Source organism: Nonomuraea rosea, from assembly GCF_039539705.1.
Classification (GTDB): domain Bacteria; phylum Actinomycetota; class Actinomycetes; order Streptosporangiales; family Streptosporangiaceae; genus Nonomuraea; species Nonomuraea rosea.
Map to the genome: position 1 here is coordinate 460,426 of NZ_BAABDQ010000005.1, position 21,287 is coordinate 481,712.

At 71.9% G+C, this 21,287-nt stretch carries 25 protein-coding genes; 12 read left to right on the top strand and 13 right to left on the bottom strand.

Annotated elements, in window-relative coordinates; all coding sequences use genetic code 11:
* Positions 1–87: 87 nt before the first annotated feature.
* Both ABEA43_RS15820 and ABEA43_RS15825 read right to left on the bottom strand, forming a co-directional pair.
* Entirely contained in the window at positions 88–570 is a 483-nt protein-coding gene (locus ABEA43_RS15820; protein WP_345562431.1) for a hypothetical protein, read from the bottom strand.
* Positions 567–1,091: an RNA polymerase sigma factor gene (locus tag ABEA43_RS15825; RefSeq protein ID WP_345562433.1), complete on the bottom strand. Its 525-nt coding sequence runs from the start codon at positions 1,089–1,091 to the stop codon at positions 567–569. Before ABEA43_RS15825 ends, ABEA43_RS15820 begins: the two co-directional genes overlap by 4 nt.
* 159 nt (positions 1,092–1,250) lie before the next feature.
* On the opposite strand from ABEA43_RS15825, the gene ABEA43_RS15830 reads away from it, so the two are divergent.
* From ABEA43_RS15830 to ABEA43_RS15845, 4 genes are read left to right on the top strand one after another with little or no spacing between them, the layout of a single operon-like run.
* Positions 1,251–2,321 carry an iron-siderophore ABC transporter substrate-binding protein gene (locus tag ABEA43_RS15830; protein WP_345562434.1) on the top strand — a complete coding sequence of 357 codons (1,071 nt, stop codon included), beginning with the start codon at positions 1,251–1,253 and terminating at the stop codon, positions 2,319–2,321.
* 17 nt (positions 2,322–2,338) lie between these two features.
* Positions 2,339–3,379, top strand: coding sequence for a FecCD family ABC transporter permease (locus ABEA43_RS15835; RefSeq protein ID WP_345562435.1), 1,041 nt, complete (start codon positions 2,339–2,341; stop codon positions 3,377–3,379).
* Positions 3,376–4,428 (top strand): FecCD family ABC transporter permease, encoded by a 1,053-nt coding sequence (locus ABEA43_RS15840; RefSeq protein ID WP_345562437.1) that lies wholly within the window; start codon positions 3,376–3,378, stop codon positions 4,426–4,428. Before ABEA43_RS15835 ends, ABEA43_RS15840 begins: the two co-directional genes overlap by 4 nt.
* A complete protein-coding gene (locus tag ABEA43_RS15845) occupies positions 4,425–5,234 on the top strand; it encodes an ABC transporter ATP-binding protein (RefSeq protein WP_345562438.1) in 810 nt (269 codons plus the stop codon). Before ABEA43_RS15840 ends, ABEA43_RS15845 begins: the two co-directional genes overlap by 4 nt.
* A gap of 6 nt (positions 5,235–5,240) precedes the next feature.
* Here ABEA43_RS15845 and ABEA43_RS15850 read toward each other — a convergent pair whose 3' ends face one another.
* Genes ABEA43_RS15850 through ABEA43_RS15860 form a run of 3 tightly spaced genes read right to left on the bottom strand, consistent with a single transcriptional unit; the run spans position 5,241 to position 8,168 of the window.
* Positions 5,241–6,074 carry an alpha/beta fold hydrolase gene (locus ABEA43_RS15850; RefSeq protein WP_345562442.1) on the bottom strand — a complete coding sequence of 278 codons (834 nt, stop codon included), beginning with the start codon at positions 6,072–6,074 and terminating at the stop codon, positions 5,241–5,243.
* Between the two features lie 59 nt (positions 6,075–6,133).
* Entirely contained in the window at positions 6,134–7,042 is a 909-nt protein-coding gene (locus ABEA43_RS15855; protein ID WP_345562444.1) for a DUF6807 domain-containing protein, read from the bottom strand.
* Complete coding sequence (locus ABEA43_RS15860) at positions 7,035–8,168, bottom strand: Gfo/Idh/MocA family protein (protein ID WP_345562445.1); 1,134 nt, start codon at positions 8,166–8,168, stop codon at positions 7,035–7,037. The genes ABEA43_RS15855 and ABEA43_RS15860 overlap by 8 nt, the downstream gene beginning before the upstream one ends.
* A gap of 102 nt (positions 8,169–8,270) precedes the next feature.
* Here ABEA43_RS15860 and ABEA43_RS15865 point away from each other — a divergent pair, with 102 nt between their 5' ends.
* Together ABEA43_RS15865 and ABEA43_RS15870 are read left to right on the top strand one after the other, a co-directional pair.
* On the top strand, positions 8,271–8,516 hold the full coding sequence (locus tag ABEA43_RS15865) for a hypothetical protein (protein WP_345562446.1): 246 nt from the start codon (positions 8,271–8,273) through the stop codon (positions 8,514–8,516).
* 19 nt (positions 8,517–8,535) lie between these two features.
* The gene (locus tag ABEA43_RS15870) at positions 8,536–9,219 is read left to right on the top strand and encodes a FadR/GntR family transcriptional regulator (RefSeq protein ID WP_345562447.1); all 684 of its coding nucleotides are present in this window, start codon (positions 8,536–8,538) and stop codon (positions 9,217–9,219) included.
* A 60-nt stretch (positions 9,220–9,279) separates the two neighbouring features.
* Here ABEA43_RS15870 and ABEA43_RS15875 read toward each other — a convergent pair whose 3' ends face one another.
* The 4 genes from ABEA43_RS15875 to ABEA43_RS15890 all read right to left on the bottom strand — a co-directional run bounded on the left by ABEA43_RS15875 (position 9,280) and on the right by ABEA43_RS15890 (position 13,004).
* Complete coding sequence (locus ABEA43_RS15875; protein ID WP_345562449.1) at positions 9,280–9,570, bottom strand: hypothetical protein; 291 nt, start codon at positions 9,568–9,570, stop codon at positions 9,280–9,282.
* A gap of 201 nt (positions 9,571–9,771) precedes the next feature.
* Entirely contained in the window at positions 9,772–11,370 is a 1,599-nt protein-coding gene (locus tag ABEA43_RS15880) for a CocE/NonD family hydrolase (RefSeq protein WP_345562451.1), read from the bottom strand.
* Between the two features lie 18 nt (positions 11,371–11,388).
* The gene (locus ABEA43_RS15885) at positions 11,389–11,838 is read right to left on the bottom strand and encodes a DUF3237 domain-containing protein (RefSeq protein WP_345562452.1); all 450 of its coding nucleotides are present in this window, start codon (positions 11,836–11,838) and stop codon (positions 11,389–11,391) included.
* Positions 11,835–13,004 carry a flavin-dependent oxidoreductase gene (locus ABEA43_RS15890; protein ID WP_345562453.1) on the bottom strand — a complete coding sequence of 390 codons (1,170 nt, stop codon included), beginning with the start codon at positions 13,002–13,004 and terminating at the stop codon, positions 11,835–11,837. The genes ABEA43_RS15885 and ABEA43_RS15890 overlap by 4 nt, the downstream gene beginning before the upstream one ends.
* A 54-nt stretch (positions 13,005–13,058) precedes the next feature.
* On the opposite strand from ABEA43_RS15890, the gene ABEA43_RS15895 reads away from it, so the two are divergent.
* On the top strand, positions 13,059–13,613 hold the full coding sequence (locus ABEA43_RS15895) for a MarR family winged helix-turn-helix transcriptional regulator (RefSeq protein WP_345562454.1): 555 nt from the start codon (positions 13,059–13,061) through the stop codon (positions 13,611–13,613).
* 33 nt (positions 13,614–13,646) lie between these two features.
* Here the strand turns inward: ABEA43_RS15895 and ABEA43_RS15900 are convergent, their stop codons facing one another.
* Positions 13,647–14,084 carry a DNA-binding protein gene (locus ABEA43_RS15900; protein WP_345562455.1) on the bottom strand — a complete coding sequence of 146 codons (438 nt, stop codon included), beginning with the start codon at positions 14,082–14,084 and terminating at the stop codon, positions 13,647–13,649.
* 164 nt (positions 14,085–14,248) lie between these two features.
* Here ABEA43_RS15900 and ABEA43_RS15905 point away from each other — a divergent pair, with 164 nt between their 5' ends.
* Together ABEA43_RS15905 and ABEA43_RS15910 are read left to right on the top strand one after the other, a co-directional pair.
* On the top strand, positions 14,249–14,716 hold the full coding sequence (locus tag ABEA43_RS15905) for an SRPBCC family protein (RefSeq protein WP_345562456.1): 468 nt from the start codon (positions 14,249–14,251) through the stop codon (positions 14,714–14,716).
* 182 nt (positions 14,717–14,898) lie between these two features.
* The gene (locus tag ABEA43_RS15910) at positions 14,899–15,504 is read left to right on the top strand and encodes a response regulator transcription factor (protein WP_345562457.1); all 606 of its coding nucleotides are present in this window, start codon (positions 14,899–14,901) and stop codon (positions 15,502–15,504) included.
* A 58-nt stretch (positions 15,505–15,562) separates the two neighbouring features.
* Here ABEA43_RS15910 and ABEA43_RS15915 read toward each other — a convergent pair whose 3' ends face one another.
* Together ABEA43_RS15915 and ABEA43_RS15920 are read right to left on the bottom strand one after the other, a co-directional pair.
* Positions 15,563–16,729 (bottom strand): acyl-CoA dehydrogenase family protein, encoded by a 1,167-nt coding sequence (locus tag ABEA43_RS15915; protein WP_345562459.1) that lies wholly within the window; start codon positions 16,727–16,729, stop codon positions 15,563–15,565.
* A gap of 324 nt (positions 16,730–17,053) precedes the next feature.
* On the bottom strand, positions 17,054–17,422 hold the full coding sequence (locus ABEA43_RS15920) for a DoxX family protein (protein ID WP_345562460.1): 369 nt from the start codon (positions 17,420–17,422) through the stop codon (positions 17,054–17,056).
* A gap of 97 nt (positions 17,423–17,519) precedes the next feature.
* Here ABEA43_RS15920 and ABEA43_RS15925 point away from each other — a divergent pair, with 97 nt between their 5' ends.
* Together ABEA43_RS15925 and ABEA43_RS15930 are read left to right on the top strand one after the other, a co-directional pair.
* On the top strand, positions 17,520–18,128 hold the full coding sequence (locus ABEA43_RS15925) for a TetR/AcrR family transcriptional regulator (protein WP_345562461.1): 609 nt from the start codon (positions 17,520–17,522) through the stop codon (positions 18,126–18,128).
* 83 nt (positions 18,129–18,211) lie between these two features.
* Positions 18,212–19,867, top strand: a complete 1,656-nt coding sequence (locus tag ABEA43_RS15930) for an FAD-dependent monooxygenase (RefSeq protein WP_345562462.1) — start codon at positions 18,212–18,214, stop codon at positions 19,865–19,867.
* 143 nt (positions 19,868–20,010) lie between these two features.
* On the opposite strand, the gene ABEA43_RS15935 is transcribed toward ABEA43_RS15930, so the two are convergent.
* Complete coding sequence (locus tag ABEA43_RS15935) at positions 20,011–20,550, bottom strand: MmyB family transcriptional regulator (RefSeq protein ID WP_345562464.1); 540 nt, start codon at positions 20,548–20,550, stop codon at positions 20,011–20,013.
* Here ABEA43_RS15935 and ABEA43_RS15940 point away from each other — a divergent pair.
* Complete coding sequence (locus tag ABEA43_RS15940; protein ID WP_345562466.1) at positions 20,549–21,256, top strand: SDR family NAD(P)-dependent oxidoreductase; 708 nt, start codon at positions 20,549–20,551, stop codon at positions 21,254–21,256. The genes ABEA43_RS15935 and ABEA43_RS15940 overlap by 2 nt on opposite strands.
* The last annotated feature ends 31 nt before the right edge of the window (positions 21,257–21,287 follow it).

Sequence of the window (21,287 nt, forward strand, 5' to 3'; positions counted from 1 at the left end):
GAATGTAATTCCACTACGTGCGAGACGAGCTGCAGTATAGGCCGACGACCGATCTTGATGCCGGGTCTCCTCCCAAAAAGGGAACGACTACGGGCCGCCGGTCAGGTCCCGCTTGCGGCGCAGCAGGGCGGCTCTGCGGGCGTGGGCCCGTACGGCCAGGACCAGCGCCGCCGCGACGAACAGGCCGCCGACCGCCACCGCCACCGCCACCCCCGCCCCGGTGCCGCGCTGGACGCCGACGGCGGCCACGACCCCCGTGGTGGTGACGGAGGCGACCAGGGCGATCCAGGCGGCGATCACCCGATCGGTGGCGAACAGCGGCACCCTGCGCGTCAGCAGCCACCCCCCATAGCAGGCCCAGGCCAGGCAGAACACGGCGCACAGCCCGAACATCAGCTGCGTGCGCCCGGGCAGCGGACCCGGCTCGCTCGACCACAGCGCGCCCGCGAACACCAGCCCGGCCAGCCCGGCCAGCAGCGCCGCCAGGGCGCGGACGCGCCGTCCGCGAGACAGGGACGGCTCAAGTCGCTCGATCAGCTCCTCCGCCGACAGGCGCGGCTCTTCTGTCATGATCGGTGTCCCTTCTCCAGGAGGTGTTCGCGCAGCAGGCGGCGGGCCCGGTTGAGCCGGGACTTGACCGTGCCGGCCGGGATCTGGCAGATCTGCGCGCACTCCTCCACGGGCAGGTCTTCCAGGTAGTACAGGACGAGGATCTCCCGCTCCGGCACCGGCAGCGCCGACAGCGCGCTCACCAGGCCGGCGCGATCCACCATCGCCTCGATCGGGTCCTCGGCGACCGGGTCGTCCGCCGTCAGGTCCTCCCGCCGGGAGGCGTACTCGCCGCGCAGCCGGTCGGTCACCGACCTGCGGGCGATCGTGAACAGCCAGGGCGCGAACCGGCCGGGCTCACGCAACCGGGGCAGGCCGCGCACCACGGCCAGCCAGATCTCCTGCGTCACGTCGTCGGCCCGCTCGGCGTCCAGCATGCGCCGTACGTACGTCCACACCGGCACCCGCCAGCGGGCCACCAGCTCGGCCAGTGCCGCGCGTTCGCCCAACTGGGCCCGCACCACCAGCAGCTCATCGGTCATCTCAGCCTCCCGTCACCCAGCACAGTCGGGCGGGCGGCCGATCAGGTTCACGAAAGGGGTGGCAGGGAGCAAAGCGGGGCATAAGTAGGTTAGGCTTGCCTAAGTGTCCGAAGTGACGTGCTCAGCTCGTCGTACCGTGTGAAATCGCAAGGAACATCCATGCCGCTCAGGTTCCCCCGTGTGCGCCGCCCCGCGCTCGCCCTCTCCGCAGCCGCCGCAGCGGTCCTGCTGACCCTCGCCGGCTGCGGCGGCGGCAGCGAGCCGAAGGCCGCCGAGCAGCCGCCGTCGACGGCGTCGGCCGGCAGCAGCGCCGCCGCCGGGGCGTTCCCGGTGACGATCGACAGCGCACTCGGCAAGGCGACGATCCCCAAGCAGCCGGAGCGGGTCGTCACCCTCGGCCAGGGCTCGACGGAGACCGCGATCGCGCTCGGCCACACGCCCGTCGGCATCGAGAGCTACGAGTGGGGCAGCGACAAGACCGGCTACCTGCCGTGGATCCACGAGGCCGTCACCAAGGCGGGCGGCACGCTGCCCAAGCAGTTCGCCGGCGGCGAGAACATCGACTTCGACACCATCGTCGAGCTCGCCCCGGACGTGATCCTGGCCCCGTGGTCGGGCATCACGCAGGAGCAATACGACCTCCTCAAGGACATCGCGCCCACCGTCGCCTACCCGGACCTGCCGTGGAGCACGAACTGGGACCAGCAGATCCAGATCATCGCCAAGGCGCTGGGCAAGCCCGACGAGGCCGCGACGCTGATCTCGACCGTCAAGAAGCAGCTCGCCGACGCGGCCGCCACCCGGCCACAGTACAAGGACGTCACCTTCTCCTACATCTACACCACCGGCCCCGGCACGCTCGGCGTGTTCAAGCCGGAGGAGCAGCGGGTGGAGATGGTGACCTCGCTCGGGCTCACCGTGGACCCGGTCGTGAACGGCTTCGAGGAGACCAAGGGCACCGACTCCGCCCTCATCGGCCTGGAGAACGCCCAGAAGCTCGCCAAGAGCGACCTGATCTTCACCTTCTACACCGACGCCAAGACCCGTAAGGAGATCGAGGCGCAGAAGCTGTACGGCGCGATCCCGGCGGTCAAGCGCGGCTCCGTCGTGGCCAGCAATGAGAACCCGTTCGTCACCGCGTCCTCGATCATCAACCCGCTCACCGTGCCCTGGGTCATCGACCGCTACCTGCCGCTGATCGACAAGGCCGTCGCCACCATCGATCGCTGAGGCGACGCGATACCCCCATGACGACGACCACCAGCCGCACCACGCCGGGCGGTGCGGGCGCCACTCGCGCCCGCACCGCCCGGCTGCTGTGCTCGCTGCTCATCGGGCTCGCCCTGCTCGCGCTCGCCGTGCTGGCGAGCGTCGCGTTCGGCAGCCACCCCACCTCCTTCGGCGACGTCTTCGACGTGCTGAACGGCACCGCGGACGCCAACACCGCCACGGTCGTCGAGAGCCGCTACCCGCGCACCGCGCTCGGCCTGCTCGCCGGCCTCTGCCTCGCCGTGGCGGGCACCCTCATGCAGGGCATCACCCGCAACCCGCTCGCCGACCCCGGGATGCTCGGCATCACCGCGGGCGCGTCCGCCGGCATCGTCACCGCCACCGCCTTCTTCGGGGTGAGCGGCCAGTGGGGCACGGTGTGGTGGGCGCTGCCCGGCGCCCTGCTCGCCGGGGTGCTGGTGCACGTCATCGGCTCGGCCGGGTCCGGCGCCGGGCTGGTGCGGCTGGTCCTGGCCGGCGCGGTCGTGACCTCGGTGCTGACCGCGTACGTGCAGGCCGTGACCCTGGGCCTGCCGAAGGTCTTCGACAGCTACCGCTACTGGGTGGTCGGCGCGCTGGGCGGCCGCGACTTCGAGGTCTTCCTCTCGGTGCTCCCGCTCGCCGCCGCCGGGCTGCTGCTGGCGGTGCTGCTCTCCTCCGCGCTGAACGCCCTCGCGCTCGGCGACGAGTCCGCCGCCGCGCTCGGCACGAACCCGGCCGCCCTGCGCGCCGGCGGGCTCGTCGCGGCGACGCTGCTGAGCGCGGCGGCGACCGCGGCGGTCGGCCCGATCGCCTTCGTCGGCCTGGCCGTGCCGCACATCGTCAGGGCGCTCGCGGGCATCGACTTCCGCGCCCAGATCGCCTTCTCGGCGATCGTCGGGCCCGCCCTGCTCCTGTTCGCGGACGTCGCCGGCCGTCTGGTGCTGCGCCCGCAGGAGCTGATGGTGGGCGTCGTGACCGCGTTCCTCGGCGCGCCGGCGCTGCTGCTGGCCGTACGCAGGATGAAGGGCGGCGCATGACCGGGATCCGCACCAGACCCGCGCGGGGGCTGCTCAGGATCGGCCGCGTGGTGGCGCTCCCCGCGGGGCGCGCCTCGGTCGTCGCGGCGGCCGTCGTGCTGGCGCTCATCGCCGTGGCCGCCGTCGCCACGCTCTCGCTCGGCCGGCTCGGCGTCCCGCTCGCCGACCTCGCGGGCGCGCTCACCCAGGGGGCCGAGGGGAAGACGGCGTTCGTGCTGGAGCGGCTGCGCGGGCCGCGCCTGGTCGCCGGCGCGGGGACCGGGGCGGCGCTCGGGCTGTCCGGCGCGCTGTTCCAGACCGTCACCCGCAACCCGCTCGGCAGCCCCGACGTGATCGGGCTCGCCGCCGGAGCCGGGGCGGGCGCCGCGCTGGCCGCGCTGTTCCTGCCCGGCGTGCTGCCGGTGCCGATCGGCGCCCTCGCGGGCGCCGTGCTCGCCATGGCCCTGGTGTACGTCTCCACCGGGACCGGGTTCCGCAACCCCGGACGCCTCATCGTCGCGGGCATCGGCGTCTCGGCGATCGCGGTGGCCTGCACCCAATACGTGGTGTACGCGGTCGAGCGGGACAAGGCGACCGTGCTGACCGCGTACCTCAACGGCAGCCTGGCGGCTCGCTCCTGGGACCATGCCACCACGATCTGGCTGGTGCTGCTGGCCGTGGCCCCCTTCGTGGCGCTCATCGCCGGGCGGCTGGACGTCTCCGAGATGGGCGACGAGCTGGCCGCCGCGCTCGGGGCCGAGCCGAGGCGCACCAGGACCGTCGCCGTGGTGCTGTCGGTCGTCCTGTCCGCGGGCGCGGTCGCGGTGGCGGGGCCGATCGCGTTCATCGCACTCACCGCCCCGCAGATCGCCCGGCGGATCACCCGCGGGCCCGGCCCGCACCTGGTGCTGTCCGCGCTCGTCGGCGCGCTGCTGCTGGTGCTCGCCGACCTCGCCGCGCAGCAGCTGCCCGTCCCCGGCAACCTGCCCGTCGGCGTCTACACCATGGCCGTCGGCGGCCTCTACCTCGGATACCTGCTGACCCGCGAATGGAGAAAAGGGAGCCTATGAGCACCGATACGGTCCCGCAGGGGCTCGGCGCCCGAGGCCTGACGGTCTCCTACGGGGGCGCCCCCGTCGTCCGCGAGGTCAGCCTCGATCTCCCGGACGGCGGCCTCACCGTGATCATCGGCCCCAACGGCTGCGGCAAGTCGACGCTGATCAAGGCGCTGGCCCGGGTGCTCAAGCCCGACAGCGGGCAGGTGCTGCTGCACGGCCGCGACATCTGGTCCTACCGCGGCAGGCAGGCCGCCAGGCACGTCGCCCTCCTGCCCCAGAACCCCATCGCGCCCGACGGGATCACCGTCCACGGCCTCGTCCGTCGCGGCCGCTACCCGCACCACACGCTGCTGCGCCAATGGTCGCCGGAGGACGACGGCGCGATCGACGCCGCCCTGGAGCGCACCGGCCTGGCGGAGCTCGCGCACACCCAGGCCGGCGAACTGTCCGGCGGGCAGCGGCAGCGCGCCTGGATCGCCATGGTGCTCGCCCAGCAGACCGGCCTGCTGCTGCTCGACGAGCCGACGACCTTCCTCGACATCGCCCATCAGTACGACCTGCTGGAGCTGTGCAAGGAGCTGCACCACGAGGGCCGGACGATCGTCGCCGTGCTGCACGACCTCAACCAGGCCGCCCGCTTCGCCTCCCACCTCGTGGTGATGGACCAGGGGCGGGTGGTCAAGGAAGGGCCGCCGCCGGAGGTGCTGACGGCCGAGCTCGTCCATGACGTGTTCGGGCTGCCGTGCGACATCGTGCCGGACCCGCGTACGGCCACCCCGATGGTGGTCCCGCACGCCAGGACCGCGCCGGGCTCGTAGCGGCCGTCAGCCCAGGAACGTGGTGATCGCCGTCACCAGCCGGTCGGCGTCGTCGAGCCACGGGAAGTGGCCCGCTCCCGGCAGGACGGCGAACTCGGCCGCCGGGAACAGCCCGGCGAGCTCGGCCACGGCGCCCGGGATCGAGTTGAGGTCCACCTCGCCGGCGAGCACCAGCGTCGGCGCGCCGAACGTGGCGAGCGCCGCGCGGGTGGCCTCCGGGTCGTACGCGCCCTCCGAGCCGTAGACGGCCGCGGCCTCCTCGTTCCTGCTGCCGTCCTGGGCCGCCACGTGGGCCCGCGCCGCCGCGTCCCACCGGCCGTAGAAGAACGGCTGGATGGCGTCCCGGTCGGTGTCCCGGCCGGCCACGATGCTCTCCAGGGCGTCGAAGGCCGGCCCGAACCAGGGCTCGTCCGCGCGCAGCCGGGCGATCTCCATCCTGGCCGGCCCCGCGGGGAAGATGCCGGCGGCGAACGTGCTGGGGGTGACCAGCACGAGGCTGCGGACGCGGCCTGGGTGGCGGGCGGCGTACAGGAGCGCGAGGTTCGCGCCCGCGCAGTGGGCGAGCAGGTCCATGCGGTCGAGGCCGAGCTGCGCGCGCAGGGCTTCGAGATCGCCGACGAGGCGGTCACAGCGGTAGGAGGCGGCGTCCGCCGGCGTCGCGGACCCGCCGGTGCCCCGGGGGTCCATCATGATCAGCCGCCGATGCGCCGACAGGCCGCCGAGGTCGCCGAGGTAGCCGGAGTGCTGCATCGGCCCGCCGGGCAGGCAGACCAGGGGACTGCCGCCGCCGGACTCGTGGTAGGCGAGGACGGTGCCGTCGGGAGCGGAGAAGGTGGGCATGGCGACGACCCTGCCAGCGGCCTCCCGGCCGGGCAATCGGTTATCCCGCCGGGGCGGGGTCAGAGCGCGAACTCGGCGCCGAGGTCGTCGAGCTCGGCCCGGTCGCAGACGTGGTCGATGAAGACATAGCGATGGGCCAGCTCCAGCGTGTCCCCGGCGGGCAGCGCGATCTCCTCGTCGAAGGCGGGGGAGGGGCTGATCACGGCGAACGGCTCCCTGCGTACGAACCATTTGATCGGCACGGACGCGCTGGAGCGACCGGCGACGGCCAGCACGGTGCCGCCGCCGTCGATCTCGTCATGCTGGCCGGTCAGGGCCAGCCACGGGGCCTGTTCCCCCATCATCTCCGCCCCGCCCCGGCCGCCGGCGGCGATGATCGTGCCCTGGGTGAAGGACCGGGGGCCGCGCCAGAAGTAGCCCGCGTAGCCGGCCGCCGGCCGTCCGTGGGTGGTGGGGCTGCCGAAGTCGAGGGTGGCGCCGCGCACGTTGAGCAGGCGGGTGGTGAAGTCCAGCGCCCAGATGCCGCGCCCGGCGTCCGCGCCGTGGAAGACCTGGCGGCGCCGCTCGGTGATCCAGTGCTCGCCCGCCGCGGTGACCCAGTGCAGGCTCTCGTCGATCGCGACCTCGTCGCCGCCGCCCGTGACACCGGTGAACTCGACGTGGTTCTGGTGCCCGAGGTTGTCGCGCCAGTGGTAGTCCTTCTCCACGGAGAACGTGGGGCCGCCCCAGAAGTTCTGCCCCGACAGGTGGGCCCAGGTCATCTGCAGGCCCTTGTGCCAGCGGTGGTCCCACGGGCGGTAGACCGACAACGGCGCGCCGGTGAGGCTGCGGAGGGGATGCAGGTACGGCTTCGGTGCCTCGCTGTCGGGCGCGTCCGGCCGGTAGACGTAGTGCGCGATCGGCACGTCGCCCGCCGTGATGATCAGCGAGGTGCCCTCGTCCTGGACGGCGAGCTCGGTGTCAGACATGATCGGCCTTCCTGTTCCGCAGGGAGCTGATGGCGGCGGGCAGGTCGCCGCCGTTGAGCGAGTGGTAGAAGGGGTTCGACGGATCCAGCTCGGCGCGGGTGACGGGACGTCCCGTGATGGCGGACTGATACATGGCGGTGATCAGCTCCATGACGCGCCGGCCGTCGGCCCCGCCGGCGGCGGGCCGCTCGCCGGCCGCCATGCCGGCCAGCAGCGCGCGGAGCTGGGCGCGGTGTGAGCTGGGGGTGTTCTCCGCCGGAGCCCAGCCGTCCACCCGCGCCTGGTCGGCCACGTGCGGCGCGGACGTCCACCGCCAGTGGGAGTTGTCGTAGCCGTAGAGGTGCTCGACCTCGACGGTGGCGTCGGCGAAGTCGAAGCGCAGATAGCTGGTCTCCCTGGCGGACAGGAGGCTGTTCACGATCGAGCCGACGGCGCCGGACTCGAAGCGGACGATCGCGAGCGACACGTCCTCCGTCTCGATCCGGCGGCCGAGCGTCGCGGCCACGGCGTGCACCTCCTGCCAGTCGCCCAGCAGGTCGAGCAGGAGATCCATCTGGTGGATGCCGTGGCCCATGGTCGGGCCGCCGCCCTCGGTCTCCCACTTGCCGCGCCACGGCACCGCGAAGTAGTCGTGGCCGCGGTACCACAGCGTGTTGCACACGGCGACGTGCGGCGCGCCCAGCTCGCCGTCACGGATCTGCTCGCGCAGCCGCTGCGCCGCGCTGCCGAAGCGGTGCTGGAAGACATAGCTCGCGTACGGGCCGCCGTCCCGCTCATGGGCGAGGATCTCGTCGTACTCGGCCAGTGACAGCGTCGGCGGTTTCTCGCACCAGACCCACGCGCCGGCGTCCAGGGCGGCGATCACGGCCGCGCGGTGCGCGACAGGCGGGGTCGCGACGACGACGAGGTCGGGGCGCTCCCGGTCGAGCAGCGTCGCGAGATCGGTGTAGCGGCCCGGGACGCCGTGGGCGTCGGCGAGCTCGTTCGCGCGGGCGGGATCGACGTCGCACACGGCGACGACCTGTACGGCGTCGCCCGCCGCGACCAGGGCGGGAAGGTGGCTGACAGTGGCGATGCCCCCGGCGCCGACGAGCGCGACGCGGGCCGGGGACGACGACTCAGGCACGAGTACTCCCTTGGGGGTCCAAAAAGTGATCGATCACTTTTCGTCGTCAAACCTAAGTTCGATCGTTCCGGCTGTCAACATCCCGCTCGTGCGTCCCGGCTCGTGGCCGTCGCCGACGACGGCGGCCTGACCGTCCGGATCAGCGACGTGGCCGGAACGCTGTCCCCCGGGCACCTGGCCGTGGCCCGGATCAAACCGGCGGGGACGCGCGGGCTCGGGCTGTGGCTGGTCCGCCGGCCGTGCGACGAGGCCGAGCTCGATCACCCCGGCGGCGGCGCCCGCCTCGGCCTGCGAATGCGCAGCGCCGTGGCGCGCAGGCAGGCCGTCCGACCAGGGGATCGGCGGTGAATGGGATAGAATCGTTCGGGTGGTTAACGCTGAGCCCTTGACGCGCGCGCAGGCGCTGGCCGCAGACATCGAGTCGATGATCGCCGACCAGGGGCTCGGCCCCGGCGACCTGATCGGCACGATGGACGACTTCCGTGACCGCTCAGGTTACGGCCGCGCGACCATCAGCGAGGCGGCGCGCCTGCTCAACGACCGCGGCGCCGTCGAGATCCGTCCCGGTCGCGGCGGCGGCCTGTTCGTGGCCCGGTCCAACCCCATCGTGCGGCTGCGTCACACCCTGCTGACCGTACGCAAGATGCCCACCACGGTGGCCGACGCGATCGCCGTGCGCGAAGCGCTGGAGCCGCTGATCGCCGCCGACGCGGCCCGGCACCGTACCAAGAAGGACATCTCCGACCTGCGCAAGCTGCTCACGGGCCTCAAGCGCGCGACGGGCGGCACCGACCGGTTCATGCGCGCCAACTGGGCGCTGCACGAGCGCATCGCCGAGATCAGCCCCAACCACCTGGCCAAGGCCGTCTATCTCAGCATGACGCGATGCATCGGCGACCTGGCCGCGCACGCGGGTCCTGACGACGCCGCGCGCACCGGCGACTATCTGCGCCTGCGGCTGGACGTGCACATCGAGTTGGTGGAGGCCATCGTCGCGGGCGACGTCGCGCGGACCGCCGCGGCTGTCGAGCGTCACCACGCCCCCTCATGAAGATGCCTGGCCGGATGCGACGTGGGGACCCGCCGCACCCGGCCAGGACGCTTTAAGGGATCAGTGGACGTAGACGCTCCGTCCGAACTCGGAGATCTTCTGCTCACCCGGATAGACGAAACCGGGGTTCGCCCCTGTGCAGTCGGGCGAGTCGAAGATCAGGGCGATCTCGTCGGTGTGGTTCGCGACCGCCAGCGGCCAGTTGTAGCTGAAGTAGCACCCGCTGGGGTTGACGTGGGACTGGCCGTTGACGTACAGCACGCCGTTGGCGGCGTAGGCGGCGGAGGGCACGGACAGGGTGAGCAGCGCGGCTGCGGTGGCGACGGCGAGCGTCGCGGGAATCCGTGGCATGAGTGACCCTTTCGTAGCAGGTGCCGGACCCCGTCCCCGCCGCCATCGCGGAGCGATGACCGGCGGTGACGGTCGCCTTGGGGTCTGCCCGACGCCGGATGTCGCGATGTGTGACTGATCGATAACTCTATGTGGTCACTCTGTATGGCTACTGCCGCCACGGAGAGGCTTGACGGAACGGGAAAGGGGCCCTACCAGATCTCAGCGCGGGACGATCGGCAGCGTGAGGTAGGAGTCGGGGTAGACCTTCTGGTGCTGGACGACCAGGTCGGCCTCGGTGGCGCCGGCGGCCGGGCCACCGGTGCCGGGGTTGCGGTCGAAGCGCGGGAAGTTGGAGCTGGACACCTCCACCCGGATGCGGTGGCCGGCCTTGAACACCTGGCTGGTCGCCACCAGATCGATGGCGTACGTCCCGGACGGCGCCGGCGTGCGGACGATGCCGTCGGTCACGCTCAGCGCCCGGCCGTCGGGATGGACGTTCACCAGCTTGGCGGTCCAGTCCGTGGCCGCCGCGGAGGTCTCGCCGTGCAGGGTCACCGAGACCGGGCCGGTCACCTCGACGTCGGCGGCCAGCACCTCGGAGGTGTAGCAGAGGACGTCGGGCCGGAGCTCCACGTCCCGCTGGTCCTGCGGGCCGACGTTGGTGGGGTCGGGGAGCAGCAGCCCGCCGCCGAGCGTGGGCACCGGGTCGCGCGGGTCGAAGGTGAAGGCGGCGGGCTCGGCGGACGCGGGCGGTTCGAGGGAGAGCAGGCCGTCGCCGTGCAGGTGGTAGCGGGTCTCGACGGCGCGGGCGAGCGGCCAGGACTCCTCCTCGCGCCACACGTCGTCGCCCATCACGAAGATCTGCACGGCCGGGCCGGCGTCCTGGCCCTGGAGGAAGGCGAGCTGCCGCTGTTCGAGCCGGATCGCCTGGGCCGAGGCGGCGAAGCCGAAGTCCAGCCGGCCGGTCCCGGAGGCGCCCGGCGCCAGGTGGGACCAGGGGCCGATGACGAGCGGGCCGCCCAGACGCCGATGGTTCTCCAGCGTCCCGGCCAGGAACAGGTCGAACCAGCCCGCCACGTGCATCACGGGCACCTCGATGCGATCGTGCCGCAGCGTCTCGGCGCGCTCCTGCCAGTAGCCGTCGCGGTCCGGATGCCCGGTCCAGTCCTGCCACCAGGGGATGCCGGGAATGTCGGATACCGGCAGGGTGCGCGCGGCCGTGGGCTGGTCGGTCAGCACGGGCAGCAGCGTGCCGAACCCCGCGCCCGCGTCCTCGCCCGCCTCCATGGCGTGCACGAGCCCGAGCATCGACTGCAGCGCGCCCCAGTTCAGCGCCGAGCCCAGGGCGAACGCCCCGCCGTGGTACTTCAGCCCGTCGTGGAAGTCGTGCGGCGTCATCTGCGCCACCACGGCCTTCAGCCCCGGCGGGCGGGTCGCCGCCGCCTGCAGGGCGCATCCGGCCAGGTACGACATGCCGCTCATGACGACCTCGCCGTTCGACCAGGGCTGGGCGGTGATCCAGGCGATCGTGTCGTGGCCGTCCTGTCCCTCGTCCAGCCACGGCCGGTACTCGCCGTCGCTGGTCCCGCGCCCCCTGCAGTGCTGCAGCACGACCGCGAAGCCGGCCTGCAGCGCGGGGAGCACCGGAGCCATGCGGAACGAGCCCTCCCCGTACGGCGTGCGCATGAGGAGCGCGGGGAACGGCCCGCCGGTCGCCGGCCGGTGCACGGAGCCGCGCAGGACGGTCCCGTCGCGCATCGGCATGGGGGCGTCGTGCTCGACGGTGACCGGGAGCGAGGGGCGATCGAGCTTCGGCACGTGCGGCTCCTTGGGGGATCAGGTCAGTGTGTAGGCGTCGTACCGGACGGCGGCGGCCGTGCGGGCCGCCGAGGCCACGGCCAGGGTGCGGTTGAGCCAGAGATACCGCTCGTCGCCGGTCTCGAAGCGGCAGAACAGCCGGAAGTAGTACTCCGACGGGTCCACCGCCTCGCCCTGCGCGAGGCGGGCCAGCACCTCGGGCGTGCCGTGCCGTACCCCGCTGGTGGAGATGTACAGGTGGGCGTCGTCGTGGGTGCGCAGCGTGTAGCGCGTGTCGACGCTGATGGTGCCGTCGGCGTGCACGATCTGCCAGTCCGCGCCGCCGGGCAGGACGGCGCCGGACAGGCGGGGACCGTCGAACGTGCCGCCGACGATGTTGATCACGCGGCGGCGGCCCCAGTGCGAGTCGCCCAGATCGAGGATCGGGTCGAGGTCGACGTGGAAGGTGGCGAGCGGTTCGAGGTTCACGGGGTGACGCTCCAGGAGGGACGCTCGGTGAGCGAGGCGGGGTCGAACCCGGCCGTGCGTTTGTAGGAGCCCGCGATCTCGGCCAGCTCCGCGTGCGGGATGACCTGCTCGACGTCGTCGAAGCCGCCGGGCGCGCGCTCGTGGGCGAGTTTCATGACGACCTCGGGCCCCATCTGCCGGTTCGACAGCAGCAGCGCCGTCGTGGCGGGCCGCCGCAGCCTCTCGTACGCGTCCAGGTCGTCCTGGGCGAGCGCGTACGCCAGCACCCGGGCGTCGATGATCGCCTGGGAGGCGCCGTTGGAGCCGATCGGGTACATGGCGTGGGCCGCGTCCCCGAGCAGCGTGACCCCGTCGAACGTCCAGCGCGGCAGCGGGTCCCGGTCCACCATCGGGTATTCGTAGGCCGCCTGCGCCCCCGAGATGAGGGCGGGGACGTCCAGCCAGCCGAAGCTCCAGTCCGCGAAGTGCCGGCCGATCTCGGGCAGGCCGGCGGGCCGGTTCCAGTTGCCCCGCTCCGGGGCCTCGCCGTCCAGAGGCCGCTCGGCGATCCAGTTGATCAGGGTGCGCGCGCCCGTCTCGATCGGGTACGCGACGAACTTCTGGATCCCGTCCCCGGCCATGATCATGGATCGGCCGGTCAGGAACGGCTCGCCGTACGTGGTGCCCCGCCACAGGACCAGGCCGTTGCACGGCGGCGGCCCCTCCCCGGGGTACAGGTGGGCCCGGACGGCGGAGTGGATCCCGTCCGCGCCGATGAGCAGGTCCTCCTCGCCCGGCCCGGTGATGCGGCTGCCGGTCCGTACGGCGTCCTGGCCCAGTCGTTCGAGCACCGCCTCCAGCAGCAGCAGTTGCAGGCGCCCGCGGTGGACCGAGTACTGCGGCCAGGCGTACCCGGCGCCGAGTCCCCTGGGCTCCGACCAGATCGGCGTGCCGTACCGGTTGAAGTAGGCCAGCTCGGCGGTGGCGACGCCGATCTTCGCGAGCCGGTCGGCCAGCCCCAGCTCGGTCAGCTCGCGCACGGCGTGGGGGAGGAGGTTGATGCCGACGCCCAGTGGCCGGATCTCGCGGGCGGCCTCGTGCACCGTCACGTCCGCGAACCCGGCGGCGTGCAGGCTGAGCGCGGCTGTCAGCCCGCCGATGCCGGCTCCGGCGATGACGATGCGCACGGCGCCTCCCGTCAGATTGTTATGGCCGTAACAATATTCACGACAGGGGCGGGAATGCGCAAGACTTGGCCGGTGAACAGCGCCGACGCGGACCTCGCGGGACCACCCTTGCCGGAGGACCTGCGGTATGCCGCGTACGCGCGCGAGCGCCTGGCCGCGATGCCGCCGCCGGCCGACGCCGAGGCGTTCGCGCTGGCCTATCACCTGCTGCAGCTCGCCTACCTGCTCGTCACCGACCTGGAGACGCACATCCACCGCCCGCGCGGCTGGACGTTGCCGGGGTTCCGGCTGATGTTCAAGCTCTGGCTGCTGGGGCCCACGCAGCCCGTCCGGCTCGCCGAGCTCTCCGCCATGTCCCGCTCGGCGGTCACCAACGCGGTCAATACCCTGGAGCGCACCGGCCTGGTGGAGCGCCGGCCGGTGCCGGAGGACGCCCGCGCGGTGGTGGTGGCGCTGACCGGGGACGGCGAGGCGGCCGTGCGTGAGGCGTTCGCCGAGCAGACCCGCAGGGAGCAGGAGTGGTTCTCGGCGCTGAGCGCGGGCGAGCGCGAGCACCTGACCGGCCTGGTCACCCGCATCCTCAGGGAACGTCCGGCCGGCGTCCCCTGAGGATGCGGTCTGAGGTCCCCGTCTGGGGGCGGGTCAGGCTTCGGCGGTGGTGCGGTCGAGCAGGCGTTCGTAGCGCTGCTTGGCCGCCTGCGGGGTGCCGAGCCCGAGGCCGAAGGCGATGCTCTGCCAGGTCATCCCGCGTCCTCTGGCCATCTGCAGCAGCCCGGCCTCCAGCTCGTCCATCTCCCCGCGGGCCTGCGGGACGAGGCTCAGCGCGGCGGTGATGTCGGCGTGGTCCACCTCGGGCTCGCCCTCGTCGAGCAGCGCGGCCCCGCTGAGCAGGTAGGACACGAGTCTGAGGGCTTCCTGCGGCCCGATCATGGAGGCGTGCGCCTGCCGCCGGCGTTGCGCGTCGGTGGCCGCGTGCCGCTCGGCGATGCGGAAGAGCGAGGCATGCACGCGCTGCGCCCGCGCCTGGGCCGGGTCCTCGGGGGTGAACGGGTGTGCGGACTGCTCGGGATTCGATGGCATTCGACCAGGGTGGGCTATTCACGAGCAGTTGTCAACATTTTGTGTTAAACAGTATGTTTAACAAGCGAAAGTCAGCGCCCAGGAGGTGACTTTTGCATCTGTGCCGTCCCGGCGCGCCGGGACAATCTTGGACCTCGTAAGCACCACCTCAGAAGGAGCACCACATGACCACGTCACGGATCGAGCGGACGTACGCGGCCACGCCGGAGCGGCTGTGGCAGCTCTGGACCACCGCCGAGGGCATCGAGTCCTGGTGGTCGCCGGACGGCTTCACCGTGGAGGTCGGGAAACTGGACCTCCAGCCCGGCGGCGAGCTGATCTACACCATGACCGCGACGGCTCCTGAGCAGGTCGCGTTCATGGAGGGCGCCGGCCTGCCGCTGAGCACCGAGTCGCGCAAGACGTTCGTGGACGTGGACGAGCCCGGCCGGCTCGCCTACACCTCGCTGGCCGACTTCATCCCCGGCGTGGACCCGTACGACTTCCTCACGGTGGTCGGGATCGAGCCGGTGGAGGCGGGCACCCGCGTCACGATGACCATGGACGCGATGCACGACGAGGAGTGGACCCAGCGCCTGCTGATGGGCCGTACCAACGAGATGGACAACCTCGGCAGGGTCGTCGGCGGGTGATCCGGCGGCTGCTCCCGGTCCATCCGGCGACGCCGCGAAAGCGTACGACCTTCTCCATCGCACCGGCCAGGCTCCCACTGGCCGGTGCCTCTACCCTGGGCATGGGCGAGCGGGTGCGCGCCGCCCGCCGGTGCGGCCGGTGGCCCGTCCCTGCTGCCGGTCGAGATCCCCGAGGAGGTCGCGTGATCCGCGTTCTGATCGCCGAAGACATGCACATGATCCGCTCCGCCCTCGTGGCGCTGCTGTCCCTGGAGGAGGACATGGAGGTCGTCGCCGAGATCGAACGCGGCGACGAGGTGCTGGCCACGGCGCTGCGCGTGCGGCCCGACGTCGCGGTGCTCGACATCGACATGCCGGGCCTGGACGGCTTGTCGGCCGCCGAGCAGCTGTCCGCGCGCCTGCCGTCCTGCCGCACCCTCGTGCTCACCGGCCTCAGCCAGCCGGGCAACCTGCTGCGCGCGCTGAAGGTGCACGCGAAGGGGTTCATCGTCAAGGACGCCCCCGCGCAGACCCTCACCGACGGGATCCGCCGCATCGCCCGCGGCGAACGCGTGATCGACCCGGAGCTGGTCGCCGCTGCGCTGGAGACCGGCAGCAGCCCGCTCACGGCGAGGGAGACCGAGGTCCTGCGTGCCGCCGAGACCGGCATCCGGGTCGCCCAGATCGCGACCCAGCTCTCGCTGTCACAGGCCACCGTGCGCAACTACCTGTCGAACGCGATCAGCAAGGTCGGGGGACGCAACCGCATCGACGCCATCCGCATCTCCCGCGACGCCGGCTGGCTCTGACCCGACGCCCGACGCCCGACGCCCGACGCCCGGCGCCCGGCGCCCGGTGGCTCGTGGCTCACGGCTCCAGGGCGAACACCACCCAGGACGCGCCCGGCGCCAGCCCGGCCAGCTCGCGGCCGCACTCCTGGAGCACCTGCGGGCCCGAGGTGATGTGCGCCGTGCCCGCGTGCACGTCCCTGAACAGCCGCTGGATCAGCCCGTCGCGCACCGCCGACGTCCCGCCCGAGGCGTAGACGAACCTGGCCACCTCCGCGATCGTCGAGGTCACATGGTTGAGCACGAGCCGCACCATCGTCTCCTGCCGCACGTCGAGCCACTGGCCGGAGTCCAGGGCGCGTTCCGCGTCCGCCCAGGTCTCGCGCACCAGAGCCCGCGCCGCCCGGAACTTCGCCTCGGCCCTGGCGAAGTCGGCGTGGAAGGCGTCGCTGCCGGCGATCTGGCCCGGCCGCCCGGCCCGCGCCGCCGCGTGCCGGCCCAGCTCGTCCAGCAGCCGCCGCCCGACGCCGAGCGCCCAGCCGGAGTGGCAGATCAGCGCCTGGTCGAGCACGCCGAGCCGGTAGAGCGCGCCGCCGCGCAGCGGCTCGTCCTGGGTGAAGACGTGCGTCTGCGACTCCGGCACGAACACGCCGTCGATGGCGTAGTCGATGCTGCCCGTCGCGCGCAGGCCCAGGACGTCCCAGTTGCCGAGCATCTTGACGTCCTCGATCGGGGTGATGCAGATCCGCATCTCGTCGGTGCCCTCGACGGCGCCCAGGCTGTGGGCGTACTGGGCGTGGGGCATGCCCGAGGCGAAGCTCCACTGCCCGCTGAGCCGGAAACCTCCCTCCTCGGGTACGGCGACGCCCGGCCTGGTGCCCTGGCCTGCGAAGACCGGCATCCGCGGGCCCTTGAAGATCCGCTCGACGGCCGCGTCACCCAGGTAGGCGCCGGCCGTGCCGTTCTCCAGCGTGGTGGCCATGAGCACCCAGCCGGTGGAGGCGTCGGCGTACGAGACCTCCTCGATGACGGCGATCAGCTCCTGGGGCGACAGCTCGGCACCGCCAAGCGATACGGGCACCCATTCGCCGAAAAGTCCGGACTCGTGCAGGGCGTCCACGACGGGGTCGGTGAGCCTGCCCTGCGCCTCGGCCGCGTCCGCCTCGCGCTCGATCAGCGGGCGCAGCTCGCGGGCTCGGTCCAGCAGGGTCGTGCCGGCGGTGTGCAGTCGCGGCGTGTCGCTCATTACGCGGTGCTCCTGTTCGCGATCGTCGGCGCTTTGCTCCGTCAGATCACGGATGTGCAGTGTTGTCCAGAGCCTCACCGCCCGGGGCGTCAACAGGAAAACGCGCCACCGTGGAGCCACGCGCACACGTCGTCAAGACAGCCGTAGCTCCGGCGAGCACGCCGATGCCGTCGTCAGTCGGCTCGTACCGCCGGCGCATGTCCCCAGTCCACCCAACTAGGAGGTTCTCCAGCGCCTGTTGGGTGGTATCGCTCAGCCGGAGCGCGTGGTCGTCAACGGGGCGAACCCCAAGTGATGAAGCGGTGCTGTCACCGCGCTCTTCGCTCAGGAGGTCGCGAGCAACAAGGCCATGGTTGTTCCGGTGACCACGGTCAGCACCACGGGCGCCACGGCGTGGGAGCGGTGGCGCCGGTGCGTGAAGTCGCGGGCGCGGAGGTGGAATCCCACGGCGCCGATCAACAGCAGCGTGAGACCGGCGGCGGCCATGATGGCGAGCGGCTTGAACCAGAGGCCGGCCGCGAGCCCGAGCGCGCCGGCGATCTCCAGGGCGCCGATCGATCGGGTCATCGTCGAGCCGACGCCGAGCCTGAGCAGGTTGGCCGTCACGGGATCCCGTAACAGGACCTTCTGAGCGCCGGCGAGCAGGAAGACGAGAGCGACCAGAGCGCTCAGTGTGCTGGCGGCAAACGACATGGTACGACCTTTCACGACAAAGAGAACGAACATTCCTTTTCTAAGAGCGGGATGGCGAAGTTGTCAAGCACGAATGTTCGTTCTACGTTGTGATCCCATGGCACGCATGCCCAAGGAGCACCTCGAAGCCCGCCGCCGCCAGATCTTGGACGCCGCCCGGCACTGCTTCATCCGCAACGGCTTCCATGCCACGTCCATGCAGGACGTGCTGGCCGAGGCCGGGTTGTCGGCGGGGGCCGTCTACCGCTACTTCAAGAGCAAGGACGACATCATCGCGGCGACCGCCGCCGAGGCTCTTGCCGAGGTCGCGTCGGCGTTCGAGGCGGACGACGACGCGCGGCCGCCGGATCTGGACAACATCGTCGACCTGGTGCTGGGGGTCGAGCGCCCGCCGCTGTCCGGATCGCAGGAGTCGGCCCAGCTGCTGGTCCAGGTCTGGTCGGAGGCGCTGCGATCGCCGTCGCTGAACACGAAACTGAAGGAGGTCATGACGGAGGCCCGCGGCGTGATCGGTGGCCTCGTGGCGCGGCATCAGCAGCGCGGGCTGCTTCCCGCCGACGTCCCGGCCGAGGATGTGGCCGATGTGCTGGTGGCCCTGGTCGACGGGTTCCTGGTGCGCCGCGCGGTATACGGCCACGCGGATTCGGCGGCCTTCAGGAACGGCATGCGGGCCCTGATGTCGGCGCCCGCGCAAGCCGCTCGATAGAGAACGAACATTCGCTCTTGACGAGGGCGGCAAGACCATGCTCTTCTAAAAAGAACGATCATTCGTTCTAAGAGGATGGGTTTGTGACCACGAAAGCGGACGTTCTCATCGTCGGCGCGGGGCCGACCGGCCTGGTGCTGGCCATCGACCTGGCACGGCGAGGAGTGATCCCACGGATCATTGACGCCGGGCGCGCGGACCACCGGGAGAGCCGGGCGGTGTCGATCGTGGCGAGATCGCTGGAGATGCTGGACGATCTCGGGCTGGCCCAAGCCGCCATCGAACGAGGCGTCCCGCTCCACACGCTGAACTTCTACCAGGGCACGACCGCCCTGGCCGAGATGGACGTGACGGCCGTGGACTCCCCGTTCCCGCTGGACCTGTGCATCCCGCAGTGGCAGACGGTCGCGCTGCTGCGCGAGCGCGCGCAGGAGCTCGGAGTCACCATCGAATGGGGCACCCGCCTGGTCGGGCAGCAGGCCGGCGAAAAGGGCGTCAGCGTGGATCTCAGCCACGAGGACGGACGTGGCGAACGGTGCGAAACCGGGTGGCTGATCGGCGCCGACGGCGCCCACAGCACCGTGCGCGAGACGGCGGGCATCACCCGGGAGAGAGCCGACCTGAAGCGAGGGTTCATCCTGGGCGACGTCGCCGTGGACTGGCCGCTCACGCGCGACCGCTTCCATGTCTACTTCGACAAATCCGGCCTCGTGGCCGTCTTCCCCATGATCGGGGGCTACTGGCGCATCCTGGCCAGCACGCCGGACGATCGACCGCCGGACGAGCCCGGGCTGGACGACTTCGCCGCCTACGTCGCCGAACGCACGCCCCTGGACTCTCGCGTACGCGATCTGCAGTGGAGCTCGTCGTTCGTGGCCCGCGAGAGCCTGGCCGGCCGGCTTCGCCAGGGCCGGATCCTCCTGGCCGGCGACGCCGCGCACAGCCACAGCCCGGTGGGCGGCCAGGGCATGAACACCGGCATGCAGGACGCCTACAACCTGGGCTGGAAACTCGCGCTCGTCGTCACCGGCCGCGCCGAGGAGTCCCTCCTGGACAGTTACCAGGCCGAACGCTGGCCCATCGTCAAGGCCGTGGTCGACGCCACCTCGACCACCACGAAGGTCGCCACCGGCACCACCCTGGTCGCCCGCAGAGCCAGGCGGCACGCGCTGCGCCTGCTCGGCAAGCTCAATCCCGTGCAACAGCGACTGTCGAACGCCTTCGGCGAGCACCTCGTCCATTACCGCGGCAGCCGCCTCGTCTTCGAACGCTGGCACGGGTCACCGGCCAGGGCGTGGAGTGACGTCGCGTGTACCGGACCGGAAGCCGGCGAGCTGGTACGCGACGTCTACGTCGAGAACCGTGAGGGGCCGGTGGCGCTCCGGCACCTCCTCCGGACGCCGGGCCACCACCTCGTCCTGTTCGCGGCGGACGTGACGGACTCCACCACCCTGGCCGCCTGGCAGGCCTCCGCACACGAGGCGATGGCCGGGCACGGCGAGGTCCATCTCATCACCCGCGGCCACCTGCCGCACGACCCCATCGACGGAGTCTTCGCCGACCTGCGCAGCGAGGCGCACAACCGCTACGGCGTGCGCCGCCCCAGCCTGTACCTGATCCGCCCGGACAAGTACGTCGGCTTCCGGGGCGACAGCGTCGACTTCACACCCGTGAGCGACTACTTCCGCGCCCTGGGCGTGACACCGCCTGCCAAGAAGAGGAACTGGACAACCTCGTAAGACGAGAACCGACCTGCCGGTCCGTTCTTCAGGCCAGTCCACTCTTCCGGCCAGGGCGTGAAGAACGCATGCGGCACCCGCGCCGACGTCAGCCGCTTGACCTGCGGATAGGCGGTCCCTTTCGCCCGTACTTGGTCTGCCCCCTAGCCGGCGAGGGACTGGGTGCCGAGTACGGTGATCAGGGCCAGGCGGTCGGCGTCCTCCGTGCCGGGCTCGGCCGTGTAGACCATGATGCGCAGGTCGCTGCCCGTCACGGTGAGCACGTCGCAGTCGAGCGTCACGGAGCCGGCCTGCGGATGGCCGATGGTCTTGCGCGCGGCCTCGTGGTGGCCGACGGCGCCGGAGTCCCACAGCTCGGCGAAGCGGCCGCTGCCCGCGCGCAGCTCCGCGACCAGGCGCCGGAGCCCCTGGTCGGCCGGATACCGCCCGGCGGCCGCACGCAGGCCGGCGACCAGCGCGGCCTCGAACTCGGGCTGCGACTGCGTCGTGTGCCTGACCCGGCCGCCGGCAGCCCCGCGGCTTGCGGCGGGACGCGGTCGCGCCAGCGCCGCACCGCCTGCCCGAACTCTGTCGTCGCCATGCCCCCAGTCTGCCCCGCCGGCCAGAGTTTTGCCTGGTACGGACAGTCCCAGGAAGCTCGTACGACTGGCTGACCGCACCACCCGCCCGGATCCTGGAGACATGACGACAACACTCATCACCGGAGCGAACAAAGGTCTCGGCTTCGAGACCGCCCGCCGGCTCGTCGCGGCCGGCCACACCGTCTACGTCGGCAGCCGGGACGCCGGCCGCGGCCGCCGCGCCGCCGAGGAGCTGGGCGCGCGCATGGTCCTCATCGACGTGACCGACGACGCCTCCGTCCTGGCCGCGGCGAAGAGCATCGAGGCCGACGGCGGGCTGGACGTGCTGGTCAGCAACGCCGGCATCGAGGGGCGGACGCCGGAAGGAGGGGTGATCGGCGCGGCGGACCTGACCGCCGGCACGATGCGGACACTGTTCGAGACGAACGTCTTCGGTGTCGTCCGCGTCACCCACGCGTTCCTGCCGCTGCTGCGGCGCTCGGCCGCCCCGGTCATCGTCAACGTGAGCAGCGGCCTGGGCTCGATGGCCCGGATCACGGCGGAGGGCACGCCGACGTACGCCTACCCGGGCGTCGCCTACCCGGCGTCCAAGGTCGCGGTCAACATGATCACCGTGCAGTACGCCAAGGCGTTCCCCGGCATCCGGATCAACGCCGTGGAGCCCGGTTACACGGCGACGGACCTGAACGCGAACACGGGCACGCAGACGGTCGAGGAGGGGGCGGAGATCATCGTCCGGATGGCGCAGATCGGCCCGGACGGGCCGACCGGCGGCTACTTCGACGCCGAGGGCGGTCTTCCCTGGTAGCGAGCCGTGCCCGGCAGGTCGCGGCGCGTCG